A 12,441-nucleotide genomic window follows, 5' to 3' on the forward strand; every position below is an offset into this window, starting at 1 on the left:
AGCAAAGGCAGAAGTATCGATTATCCAACAATCTCTTTTATATAACTTAGTGTTTTCCTGGCAGCATTCTGACCAATGTATTGTCGCGCATAATATAGTGATGGAATATTGCTGCCGCAGCGTGCAAACCGACAATGAAATAACCCGCATTGGCAATCAGCTCATGGATTTCTTTTAAATCATGCTGCATAACACTATCTTCAACACTTGCTACTGGCATGACATACGAGAAAAATGACCATTCGACGTGACCATAATACAGAGACAAAACGCCAAGTAATGGCAAGCTGATAAATAAAAGGTATAAAACTCCATGAACAGCTTTTGAAAGAACGAGCTGCCAACGTGGAGGTGCAGGAATGATGTCAGGATCTTTATGGGTTACTTTTAGAATAATGCGAATCAACATTAAAATCATTACGCTGACCCCGAACGTATAATGAAGAGTCTTCATCAATTCACGGATATCACTGCCTTTGGCAGCAAATCCTTTTAATTCCATTGCGGCATAAGTGAGTACAACCAAAATAAAAATGACCCAATGGAATAAAATTTGGCTAGGTGCAAATTTTTTGTTCATGACATATCCTCTGAATTTTGATACTTCAATTTATGCTTATTACATTAAGTAAACATTAAGCGTCTGAAATAAAAAATTCTATTATCAGGGCTATTTGTGCGATCCGCCCTATTCTGGTTTCAGCTTGTTACCGAACCAAATAGCATGCCAACCCCCGATGATACCCCCATCGCAAGCGCACTCCAGAAGGTAATTCGAATAATACCTGGCCATATTGGCGCTCCGCCTGCTTTCGCGGCAATTCCCCCCAAAATAGCCAAAGAAGCCAATGCTGACAGGCTAATCGCTGGAATTGCCCAATCGGCCGAGACGATGAACGCCACCAACAAGGGCAGTATTGCTCCCGCAGAGAAGCTCATCGCAGAAGCCCATGCCGCTTGTAATGGGCGAGCAGTAGTAATTTCAGATATCCCCAATTCATCACGGGCGTGCGCCCCTAATGCATCATGGCTCATCAGTTTTTCAGCCACTTGCTTGGCCAGTGCGACATCAAGGCCACGATGGACATAAATCGAAGTTAACTCACGGAATTCACCTTGAAAATCAGCGTGCAGCTCCGCCTGCTCTTCCGCCAAAGCGGCCTTTTCTGTATCTGACTGAGAGGATACCGAGACATATTCCCCTGTTGCCATCGACATCGCACCTGCTACCAGACCGGCAATACCGGTCAAAAGAATACTCTGATGGGTCGCATTAGCTGACGCGACCCCCAGTAACAAACTCGCGGTAGAAACTATCCCGTCATTAGCACCAAGAACTGCGGCCCGGAGCCAGCCTATCTTTTCTATACTATGCCGTTCTCTGTGCATCGTGGCGCTACCTTTTAGAGTTTATCAAGTCGCTGTTGAATATCCTGACGACGGCCTTTATCTGCTGATTCTCTGCCTGAACGTGCCGGGGCCGCTAGCGCTTTTTGTAAATATATTTTCGCATCAGCTTTGCGCCCTTGTTCCAGCAAGAAATCGCCATAGAAATAGTTGGGATCTATACCGGTTGGATTCACCTGCAACGCTTTTTTTAACAACAGTTCGGCTTGTTTTTTATCACCAAAACCAATGGGCCAACCGGGAACCTGATAATAGAGGGTTCCGAGGCTGGTATACGCAGATCCATCCAACGCATTAGCATCGAGTTTTATTGCCAGCTCCAGCTTAACTTTCGCGTCTTTAACCAAATCCAATGCACCCAGTCCCCCCTTCTCTCCTGCCCAACTGCTTTTAACGATAGCAGACCAAATTAATAGATCAGCGCGTGATCCGTTGGCCGAACTGGCTTTATCTGCAACAGCGCTGAGTTTTTCCAGACAGGACTCTTTCAGTTTTGCCGCCACCTGATATTGGCAAACAGCCCATTGATTCTGGATATCTGCCAATTCACTCTGGGCATAAACAGCGGTACTGCCAAAAAAGGTGAGTAACAACACTAACGTCTTCATTGTGAATCCTTCTTATCACGGGAAGCATGTGCATGGCGGGCAATAATAGCGTGTTGCTTCGCGAGCGCTTTATCAACAACGCTGGGGAAAATTGCGTTTAATTTGACAAAGAACCGCTCCGGCCAGCCAAGCCATCGCCGTGTTACTTCTTTATTCAGTGCAATAACGGCCTGTTTCGCTACAAACTCGGCACTGTCACTTTTTGTCCCCAACTCTGCATTCATGGCATAAACAGCCGTTGAATTAAGCGCGGTTTGTGTGGCTCGAGGCGCAAAATAAAGAACATTGATGGCCGAACCGTTTAATTCCCGTGCCAGTGCCTCACTAAAACCACGTAGGGCAAATTTACTGGCGCAATACACACTATATCCGGCATAACCGATGCTACCAAAGCTGGAACCAATATTCATAATAATGCCGGGTTTACTGATATAGGGTAGCAAAGCTCGTGTCAGTAATATGGGTGCCTGAATATTCAATGATAACTGCTGTATTATTTGTTGCTCACTTTGCTCCTCAAGCCATGCAAAATGATTGGTGCCAGCATTATTAATTAAAATATCAATACTAGGTTGATCCCTAAGCACTTCAACCTGTTTTGCCAATGCCTCTGAGTCACAAAGGTCAGCTACCCATATTTGATGATCATCGGGATTAGGTAGTGTATTCAAAAGCTGTGTAAGGGCAATTTCATTGCGCCCGTGCAATATCAAACACGCGCCCTGCTTCGCCAAGGTATAGGCCAGTGCTCGACCAATGCCGCCACTGGCACCAGTCAGCAGAATACGGCTATTATTGAGTTTCATTGCGATTGCCCCATCAGGCCGCGCAGCATGTCGCCATAAAGCTGGTAAACCACTTTGGCGGAGTGGATGATAGCCGCGCGATCTTCGGCTTTTTCGACTTGGTTCATTAATGATTCAAAAAAAGCCAAGTGTTCTTTATCCAGTTCGCCGTGTGAACTGAGGTAGCTCATGGCTTTCTCCGGTAACCCCAACCCTTGTTTGAGCTGTTGAGCCACCGTTGTCGCAATAGCAACACTGGTCCCTTCCAGGACGTGCACCATACCAAAAATACCCATCGGATTAAGGCGCGAGACATGATCATAGAGAAACGCGATCATTAACTCTATAGCCAATACCGGCTGACCGTAACGAACAGCCTGCGCATCACCACCACAAGTGCGAATATCATTTAATATCCATTCCTGGTGCCCATATTCTTCATCAATATATTCAGCGATAGCCCCACGAACCCACTCATACTCTGAGCTCATCCGGCCACCCGCCGTCATCAGTAAAGGGACGGTGTGGCTAACGTGATAGAAGGCCTGGGTCAAAAAGGCGATATATATTTCGGCATTAATATTCCCAGTACGACAAGCCTCTATAACCGGAGCAGAAAGGAGTTTTTCTCTGTCCGCCGCTGTATCATGCTGTAATTGTTGATAAAAATTCATACTCTATCTCCTGCAATTAATTGGCGGATACGGAGGTGATACTCGGACAGAATTTGCTGCCTTTTCGGACGCCCGTTATTGGTTAATAACCCGTTTTCTACACTTAGCTGGGCCAGAAGATAATGGTGAACCTGTGCGTAATCAGGCAGCCGGCTATTAAGTTTAGATATTTGATCTGCAAGGCTATTTTCATAACCGGGTGTCGGTTGAATCAAAGCAACATTGGCGCTTAACCCATCACCAAAGATGACAATACGGGATATCGCCGGAAAAACTTGGGCTTCGGCTTCAACCCATTCCGGTGAAAAATTCCGACCAAATGCCGTAATCTGAACATTCTTTTTACGGCCAGTAATATGCAGGAAACCCTGGTTATCAAAATGACCCAGATCGCCAGTCGCCACAGCCTGGGCGGGTGCTGGCTCGCCCAAGTAACCAAGCATTGTCGAGCCTGAAATCAGAATTTCTCCATCTTGCGCAATACTTATCTGACAATGCGGTAATGGTTTACCCACTGAGCCGGGCAGCATATTCCCCTGCGTATTCAGGGCAACCACCGAACCACATTCTGATAACCCATATCCTTCATAAACGGGTAATCCTAATTGATGCGATTTAGCCACTAAATCCGTGGCAATCTTTCCGCCGCCAACAGCAACAAAACGTAAACTCTGCGCCAGATCAGGATTTATGGCACACAACATCACCAACAAGCGCAATAGCTCTGGTACCAGTACTAAGCTGTGCGGACGCCATTGTTGAATTGCTTGGGCAAGAATCTGGTAGGAAAATTGGCTGGAACCGGTAAAACCCACTTCAGCAAGCGGCGGTATACGGCTACATGCGCCGCTTAGCAGCGGGACATACAGCCCGGTAATATTTTCAAGTAATGTTGAAAGAGGCAGCAACGTCAGATGCTGTTGAATATTAGCAGGAGCCACCCTGTCGATAAGCGATAGGCTGACTTTCATCAGATGATCCCAACTCAGACACACCCCTTTGGGATGTCCCGTGGTTCCCGATGTATAAGTGATTGTTGCAGTATGCCGTGGCAACTCAGGCACCGATACCGGTTGGCGGCGATGCAGAGCGTATTCAAATGATGTGGTCGTTATCCAACCTGCGCGTGCAGGGCCAATCAAAGCATCCGCACCGCTGCTATCAAGCAGCCAATTCTGCTGTTCATTACTGAAAAAGACCGGTACCGGTATAATAACAATATTGGCTAATGCGCAAGCCAAATCGATCATCGCCCAGTCAATGCCGTTATCCAGTAAAAGTGCCAGTCGTGCTATTTTCTGGTGGCGAAGTCTCTCTGCCAACGCCGTTATTTTGGGCAATAAATCACCGTAGTTAATCACCTGATGGCTATCACATAGCGCAGGACGTAGAGGTTGTTGCGCCGCCATTTTCGCCAACTGTTCAAAAAGGATCATCTTTGTGTCCTCATTTGAAAGGTAAAAATGCTGGGCATTGGCGCAAACAAGGAAAGTAATAAACTGGTTTTACTCAGGACCTGGCGACCCTGATTTAAGTCCCCTACCATTACACAGGGTTGGCTCTGGTAGTATTCACCCCACGCCAAAGCATCTTCGCCGAGACGATTTGCCAGCGCAGGAGCAAGTTCCAGTGGTTTTAAATTCAATCGGTGAAAAATATTGCGTAATTTTTGGGTGCCGGTAAACACCACATAATCAAGCTGGTTCTCACATAACAACCGGCAAATAGCCGCAAACATAATTCGCGCATTTCCCGATTCCGAACAAGCAAAGTTACCTATTTCAACTAAACGATCACGTAAAACTGAATGTCCTGTTTGCGTTGCAATGACCGCCTCGATAGGTGCATCCAAATAGCGCTCAAGATAGAGTTCCCCGGTATCACCACGATTCAGACCACAGGCCCCAACGAGGACACCATCGGCACGATACAACCCTAATAAATGAGGTAAAAAATGGGGGATAGAGGCATTAAACTCACGGCTATACTCCCGCTGAATATATTGTTGCAGTTTGTTTGCTTCTTGCTCATTCGAAGCAAATAACAACTGGTAAGGTGCCTGAATATTCATGCTCATAATCGCTCCTTTTACTGATAATAAGGAGTCTAATGATTGATGCTTAAGAAAAACTTAAGCTGATTCAGTATTTACATTTCACGATTAAAACAACAGAATAAATAGAGTTTAAGAAACTTAGCGATTCCGTTGGACAGCAATCCCAGTCCTAAAACTGGATTATTTTCAGTAATTCATAATATTAATCATCTGGTTAGTATTTACTGTCAGTTGTTGTCTGGAGAATCAAATGCAAGAAAATAAAGTTGTCGATGATATTAATAATAATTCTCATGAACGATTCCGTGCTGCCCGTAAAAGTACATGGATAAGTGTATTTGTTAATTGCCTCCTGACATTATGGCAGATAGTTACCGGAATATTCTCCGGGTCTCAAGGGCTTATAGCGGATGGTATTCATTCACTATCTGATTTAGTTGCAGACTTTGTTGTACTTATTGCGAACCATAAAAGTAAAAAAGATCCCGATGATGACCACCATTACGGCCACCACCGTTATGAAAATGGAGCATCATTAATTCTGGGATCAATATTATTTATTGTGGGTATCGGGATGCTGTGGTCAGCAGCAAATAAAATTCAGCACCCCGAGGCGATCCCTCAAGTGCACATCATTGCACTTTGGGTGGCCTTAGCTGCTTTGGTTTTCAAAGAGCTACTTTTTCGCTATATGTTAGCCGTTGCTACCCGTGTTAAATCCAGCATGCTAGTCGCTAATGCTTGGCATGCCCGCTCTGATGCCGCTTCATCTTTGGTTGTTGCTCTCGGGATTATCGGTAATTTATTAGGTTTTAAATTCCTTGACCCGGTTGCTGCCCTTGTCGTAGGTCTTATTGTGACCAAGATGGGTTATTCATTTATGGCAGACTCACTACACGACTTAATGGACCGGGCTGTAGACATTGAAACTGAAGAGAAAATAAAAACAACATTATTGGCTACAGACGGTGTTGAAGGTATTCATGACCTGAAGACAAGAAAGATGGGTGACTTAGTTATTGTTGATGTTCATTTGGAAATTGATGGTCATTTATCAGTAAAGGAAGGGCATGACATTGCCGTTGCGGCCAGAAATGCAGTATTAAATAACCATCATGTTTTAAATGTAATGACACATGTAGACCCATTGAATAGATGACGATGAACGGTTTTTTTCCAAACTGTGGGTAATAGAATCGAGGCACGGTTGATCTAGCATTGATTTCATAAGGTATTGCAGGTATAACTAACAGCCATTTAGAGATATAGACGTCTAAACGGATAAAATATCATGCACTCACCTGTTCCCGTCGAAGGGCAGTTCAAACGTACAATGAAAGCCCGGCATCTGGTGATGCTGTCCCTGGGGGGAGTGATTGGTACCGGCCTATTCTTCAATACTGGCTATATAATTTCCACCACAGGTGCCCTTGGCACACTGTTGGCCTATATGATCGGCGCTCTGGTGGTCTATCTGGTGATGCTCTGCCTGGGGGAACTGTCGGTGGCGATGCCAGAAACCGGGGCTTTCCACGTTTATGCTTCACGCTATCTTGGCCCAGCTACCGGTTATACCGTTGCTTGGTTATACTGGCTGACCTGGACTGTAGCCCTCGGTTCCAGCCTGACTGCCGCTGGTTTCTGTATGCAGTATTGGTTCCCTCAATCGCCAGTGTGGTTATGGTGCCTTATCTTTTGTCTGGCTATTTTTCTGCTCAATGTGGTTACTACCCGCTTCTTTGCCGAAAGCGAGTTCTGGTTCTCACTGATCAAGGTCGTCACCATTCTGGCGTTTATCATTTTGGGTGGTGCGGCGATGTTCGGCCTATTGCCGATGAAGGACGGCACACCCGCCCCCTTCCTGCACAATCTGACCCAATCTGACTGGCTGCCAAACGGCACCTTACCGATCCTGATGACCATGGTGGCGGTCAATTTCGCGTTCTCCGGCACCGAGTTAATCGGTATTGCCGCTGGCGAAACCGAAAACCCGGAAAAAGCGATTCCTTGGGCAATTCGCACCACAGTGATCCGCCTGAGTGTTTTCTTTATCGGTACGGTATTTATTCTGGCCGCGCTGATCCCGATGGATCAGGCTGAGGTTGTCAAAAGCCCGTTTGTACTGGTATTTGAACGTATTGGTGTGCCTTATGCCGCCGATATATTCAATTTCGTGATCCTGACGGCCATCCTGTCCGCCGCTAACTCTGGTCTTTACGCCTCTGGCCGTATGCTGTGGTCATTGGCCAATCAGCGAACCTTACCTGCTTATTTTTCCCACATCAATAAACGCGGCATTCCCATTAATGCGCTGATCTTTAGCATGCTCGGCGGTTTGTTGGCGCTGTTGACCAGTGTTATCGCGCCAGATACGGTGTTTGTCGCACTATCAGCGATTTCTGGCTTTGCCGTCGTCGCGGTCTGGCTGAGTATCTGCGCAGCCCATTATGTTTTTCGCCGCAACTACCTACGCAGTGGGCAGCCAATAGAGGGACTGAAGTACCGTGCGCCGGGTTACCCGCTGACGCCGATCGCAGGCTTCAGCCTGTGTCTCTTAGCCTGTATCGGTCTGGCCTTCGATCCTGAGCAACGTATCGCCCTATACTGCGGGCTACCCTTTGTTGCCCTGTGCTACATCACCTATTACCTGACCCACCGTGCCAGGGAAAACCAACCATTGGGAGAGAATCATGCCGGTTAATAACCCTATCTCCGCGCTCTTAACCGCTGACCGTACAGTGATTTTGGATGGCGCATTGGCTACTGAACTGGAGGCGCGAGGTTGCGATCTTAGTGATCCGCTGTGGTCAGCTAAGGTGCTAATTGAGGATCCTGAACTGATTTATCAGGTTCATCTGGATTATTTTAACGCGGGGGCACAATGTGCTATCACTGCCAGTTATCAGGCCACCCCACAGGGCTTCCTCCAACGTGGTCTGGACCAGCAACAATCGCTGGAACTCATTACCAAAAGTGTTCAGTTGGCACAGCAGGCACGTAAAGACTTTTTGAATCAGCATCCGCAAGCTGAACCGCTGCTGATTGCCGGTTCCGTTGGCCCATACGGTGCTTATCTCGCAGATGGATCTGAATACCGAGGCGATTACCGGCTGCCACAGGATGAGATGATCGCCTTCCACCGGCCACGTATCGCGGCACTGGCTGAGGCCGGGGTTGATCTGCTGGCCTGTGAAACACTGCCATCGTTTCATGAGTTGCAAGCGTTGCTAACACTACTGCAAGAATTCCCTACCTTGGGTGGCTGGTTCGCATTCACACTACGCGATAACCAACACCTTAGTGACGGTACTCCACTGACGGATGTTCTGGCGCTATTGCGCGGCAATCAGCAAGTATTGGCCATCGGCATAAACTGTATTGCGCTGGAAAACGTCACCCCTGCGCTACAGCAATTTGCCGCATTGGCTGACAAGCCACTGTTGGTGTATCCAAACTCAGGGGAACATTACGATGCTGTAAGCAAAACCTGGCACGCCTGTGGTGGTGAACACAACCACCTGATTGATCTGGTCGGGGAATGGCAGCGTCTGGGAGCACGATTGATTGGCGGTTGCTGCCGTACCACACCAAAGGATATTCGCATCATCGCTGAGCACTGTAAGCCGTAATCCCCCAGTGATACTGTAAGCCAAGCGCCAACAGTATCACTGGCAAATTTTGCCGCTTTGCTGGCCTGCGGCAACGCCTCTAAATATGCTGCTTCACCTGAGCGGCATTATCTAGTCGCCTAATTGCCGGCGTCAGGCTGGCAGCGATAGTCGCTATCACGACAGCAACGGCTGAAGCCAGCAAAACGGCCCGGCTGCCATAATGCATAGCGAGAGGCCCCGCAGCAAGTTCCCCGATAGGAATTGCCACAAATGACCCCATCGCATCATAGGCATAAACACGCGCGAGTTTCTCAGGTGGAATATGGGTTTGTAGAGAATGCGCCCACACAACACCAAATTGCCCAAACCCGACCCCGGCAATAAAAAATGCCACCATAAGGATGGCAGTCGAAGACACCATACTGAGGAGAGTAATGGGTATTGCGCAAAGTGCGACCAGAATGACACCAATAAACAGATCACGTCGTGGCCGCCAGCGGAGCGCAATGAAAGAACCGGCAATCAGGCCAATACTTTGTGCGGCAACAATAATCCCCCAACTGGCACGCCCAAATGAAGCATCAGCCACTATCGGGCCAAGGATCATCACTACGCCGCTAAAAGCCGCATTAACAACGGTGAACTGGGCAACAATAGTCCAAACCCACGCGCGAGCAATAAACTCCTGCCAACCATCTCGTAGATCCTGCAAGATATTGGTTTGCGATGTGAGGAGCTGTGCCGAGGCGGTTCGAATCAAGAGATAAAGCGGTGCTGAAGCAGCAAAACCCAAAGCATCGACGGCCAATCCCCAGCCAGGCCCAATGGCAGCCGTCAGAACCCCACCCAATGAGGCACCAATTACCGTCCCGCCATAGATGCCCAACTGGATAAAAGCGTTCGCTTCCCTGAGGTTACGTGCTGGTACTGTTTGTGGAACCATTGCTGAAGAAGCAGGAAGTGCAATACCCGCCGCCGCGCCGTTAATCGTCCCGAGGACCGCCAACCACATGATTGTTGCTGTTCCGTCCAGCACTAACCAGGCAACGATCCCTTGAGATAAGGCGGCAATGACGGATGAAGACAGCAGAACCTTACTTCGAGAGTAACGATCCGCAAGTACCCCACCAATTAATAAGAAGGCAACGTTGAAAATAGAGCGAGCAGCCACCACCAGACCTAAATCTGCTGCGGAACCGCCGATATCCAGCACGGCAAAAGCCAGTGCAATCGGTGCGATGCCATTGCCTAATACCGTGAGGAGGCGGGCAAAAAACAAGTTTCGAAACGGTGCATAGTGAAATACATGTCGGGAAGATGAGACCATAGCGTTCGTATTCACTCACTGTGCCCAGAGTTAACGGTGGTAAGTATACATTTAAATGATAAGTTTATAAAATCAATTGGATACCCCAATAAATCGGTATTAATCACTTAATCGACTCAATCTAATAAGGGTAATCCTACAAAATCGCCAGCGCCTGATGGGGTCCGCTTGGAAAACGGAAAATATCCTACGCTAAGCCTGCTTTTTGTACAGACTACTATCCACTGAGCGTAATGCGCGGTATTTACCCTGTCCCAGCTTGAGGTTTGTTCGCCAGACGTAATCCCCGCTCAGATTTATGTGTTCCCACCCCAGCGGGGACAGATGAGAAATCAGTTGCTCATTAATCGGGATCGGGGTTTGAGGGCCAGTGATGTAAAAAACCACGTTAAAGAGATAATCTATTGTTTAAATTAAAATTTAATAAGAAAAATTTTAATTTCATGATGACTGCAGGCGGCGTGAGTATTCATCTTCCAATATTTTCAAGGTAAGCTTAATCCCATCAATACGCTATGTGTAACGTTTACTGATAACGCGTATCTTTCCCTCCAGATGCCGTCATGCATCAACTGCTATCGCATCTGTATTGATTGAATCAATAACATTACTCTCAACGTCGCAGGTAAACTGATGTGGTTATCATCTATTTTATACCAAACGATTCGTCGAAGAAGGTTGTTATCTCAACATTAATGCGTTGATGAATCGCGACACGATCTATACCTTTACGTTCAGCACATAAATCCGGCATTGTACGGTTCATATCAGGTGAGCACGGTGATAAGAATGTGAAATGACCAGCATTGGGGATTACCTGTAACCAAGCCTCTGTACTCTTCGCCAATGCTATCGCGTTATCATCAGGAGATAATTCTTCATCCTTATCCCCGACAAAAATAAGTAACGGTGCCTTAATAGGCTGCAATCCCTCTGGGGTAAAAATGACACTTAAGGGAGCGAGTAGGACGAATGATCGAATACGCGGATCAGCTGTTGGGGAGAGTTCAGGACGATTAAGTCTGATATGTCCCTTTGCTTCACAAACATGATGGTCGTTGGGACGCTTCGCGCAGTATTCCGCAAGGCGAGTTAGAGTCGGTTTGCCTCCTGCGAGTATCAAGCCTGTGGTTCCACCGGCAGAAAACCCCAAAAATCCTATTCGATCTTTATCAATATGCGACGCAAGTACAGAATCTTTGAGAGCAGCCGATAAAGCAGCAGATATCTGCAAGGGGCGTCCGTAAATTGTGCTAGTAGACCCCATTAGACTCGAATTCTGGAAATTATCGCCTGGATGGGTCACGCTCACGACGATGTATCCTTGCTGCGCAAGGGCTGTAGCGAGATCATGATGTCCCCACATACTGCCCATGTTTCCATGCGATAGTAAGATCAACGGATATAAATTGCTCCCAATGGAGACCGATCTGGACGCTGCAATCTGATAAGGACCGATGCTGGTAACTTCCGAGCGGCCAGAGCTTGGAAAGAATGCCACCGTTTCCATTGGGAGATGATCAATAGGGTTGACAACTTCAAGCTTTTTAATCCCAACACCATTAGTGTTTTCGGCGTTTGCACCTGCAACATGTAGCATAAGAAAAAATATCACAGACATGAACTTAAGGAATATCCTGCCAAAGTCTGGTTGTCTGATAGCCCTAATTATTAATATTTTCTGTTTCTTTTCAAAACCAAATATACCGAGGTAAGTAGAATTGGTTGGAAATATATTTTTCGATAAGTGTATCCATGGTCTTTTAGACGATTTAGGCAGTACATAGCACTCTTCAGTAGTCGGGAACTTTGTTATATTCATATATTCATATATTCATCCAATAAATAAAATTAAACTCTTTAATATGTGAAAGTTAGTTTCGTTTTAACCTGAAATAAGTAGCACGGGAAATTCCTGTTTTCTCCTGGACAGCCTTAAGGGAAAGTCCCTGTCTGATTAGAGCCTGAGCTGA

12 protein-coding genes are annotated in these 12,441 nt (G+C 46.9%); 3 read left to right on the top strand and 9 right to left on the bottom strand.

The genetic code is table 11. From position 1 onward, the window contains the following. Nucleotides 1-46 precede the first annotated feature (46 nt). From A6J67_RS22665 to A6J67_RS22695, 7 genes are all read right to left on the bottom strand, one after another. Entirely contained in the window at nucleotides 47-580 is a 534-nt protein-coding gene (locus A6J67_RS22665; protein WP_005189966.1) for a cytochrome b, read from the bottom strand. A gap of 119 nt (nucleotides 581-699) precedes the next feature. Next, nucleotides 700-1,389, bottom strand: coding sequence for a VIT family protein (locus A6J67_RS22670; protein ID WP_032907311.1), 690 nt, complete (start codon nucleotides 1,387-1,389; stop codon nucleotides 700-702). Nucleotides 1,390-1,403: 14 nt separating this feature from the next. Beyond that, nucleotides 1,404-2,015, bottom strand: coding sequence for a tetratricopeptide repeat protein (locus tag A6J67_RS22675; protein ID WP_172668596.1), 612 nt, complete (start codon nucleotides 2,013-2,015; stop codon nucleotides 1,404-1,406). Next, a complete protein-coding gene (locus A6J67_RS22680; RefSeq protein ID WP_032907312.1) occupies nucleotides 2,012-2,821 on the bottom strand; it encodes an SDR family oxidoreductase in 810 nt (269 codons plus the stop codon). The genes A6J67_RS22675 and A6J67_RS22680 overlap by 4 nt, the downstream gene beginning before the upstream one ends. Beyond that, nucleotides 2,818-3,474, bottom strand: coding sequence for a TenA family transcriptional regulator (locus A6J67_RS22685; protein ID WP_050074594.1), 657 nt, complete (start codon nucleotides 3,472-3,474; stop codon nucleotides 2,818-2,820). The genes A6J67_RS22680 and A6J67_RS22685 overlap by 4 nt, the downstream gene beginning before the upstream one ends. Continuing rightward, on the bottom strand, nucleotides 3,471-4,910 hold the full coding sequence (locus A6J67_RS22690) for an AMP-dependent synthetase/ligase (RefSeq protein ID WP_050297784.1): 1,440 nt from the start codon (nucleotides 4,908-4,910) through the stop codon (nucleotides 3,471-3,473). The genes A6J67_RS22685 and A6J67_RS22690 overlap by 4 nt, the downstream gene beginning before the upstream one ends. Then, nucleotides 4,907-5,551, bottom strand: a complete 645-nt coding sequence (locus tag A6J67_RS22695; protein WP_050297783.1) for a thermostable hemolysin — start codon at nucleotides 5,549-5,551, stop codon at nucleotides 4,907-4,909. The genes A6J67_RS22690 and A6J67_RS22695 overlap by 4 nt, the downstream gene beginning before the upstream one ends. A gap of 229 nt (nucleotides 5,552-5,780) precedes the next feature. Between A6J67_RS22695 and A6J67_RS22700 the strand changes: the two genes are divergently transcribed. The 3 genes from A6J67_RS22700 (at nucleotide 5,781) to mmuM (ending at nucleotide 9,159) form a co-directional block, all read left to right on the top strand. Next, nucleotides 5,781-6,689: a cation diffusion facilitator family transporter gene (locus tag A6J67_RS22700; protein ID WP_005189985.1), complete on the top strand. Its 909-nt coding sequence runs from the start codon at nucleotides 5,781-5,783 to the stop codon at nucleotides 6,687-6,689. 132 nt (nucleotides 6,690-6,821) lie between these two features. Further along, nucleotides 6,822-8,231: an S-methylmethionine permease gene (gene mmuP, locus A6J67_RS22705; RefSeq protein WP_042569111.1), complete on the top strand. Its 1,410-nt coding sequence runs from the start codon at nucleotides 6,822-6,824 to the stop codon at nucleotides 8,229-8,231. Then, nucleotides 8,221-9,159 carry a homocysteine S-methyltransferase gene (mmuM, locus tag A6J67_RS22710; RefSeq protein WP_042569110.1) on the top strand — a complete coding sequence of 313 codons (939 nt, stop codon included), beginning with the start codon at nucleotides 8,221-8,223 and terminating at the stop codon, nucleotides 9,157-9,159. The genes mmuP and mmuM overlap by 11 nt, the downstream gene beginning before the upstream one ends. Before the next feature lie 79 nt (nucleotides 9,160-9,238). Here mmuM and A6J67_RS22715 read toward each other — a convergent pair whose 3' ends face one another. Further along, nucleotides 9,239-10,468, bottom strand: coding sequence for an MFS transporter (locus A6J67_RS22715; RefSeq protein ID WP_032907335.1), 1,230 nt, complete (start codon nucleotides 10,466-10,468; stop codon nucleotides 9,239-9,241). A 646-nt stretch (nucleotides 10,469-11,114) separates the two neighbouring features. Further along, nucleotides 11,115-12,290 (bottom strand): alpha/beta hydrolase family protein, encoded by a 1,176-nt coding sequence (locus tag A6J67_RS22725; protein ID WP_222423824.1) that lies wholly within the window; start codon nucleotides 12,288-12,290, stop codon nucleotides 11,115-11,117. Nucleotides 12,291-12,441: the final 151 nt, after the last annotated feature.

The organism is Yersinia sp. FDAARGOS_228, from assembly GCF_002073315.2.
GTDB lineage: Bacteria > Pseudomonadota > Gammaproteobacteria > Enterobacterales > Enterobacteriaceae > Yersinia > Yersinia intermedia.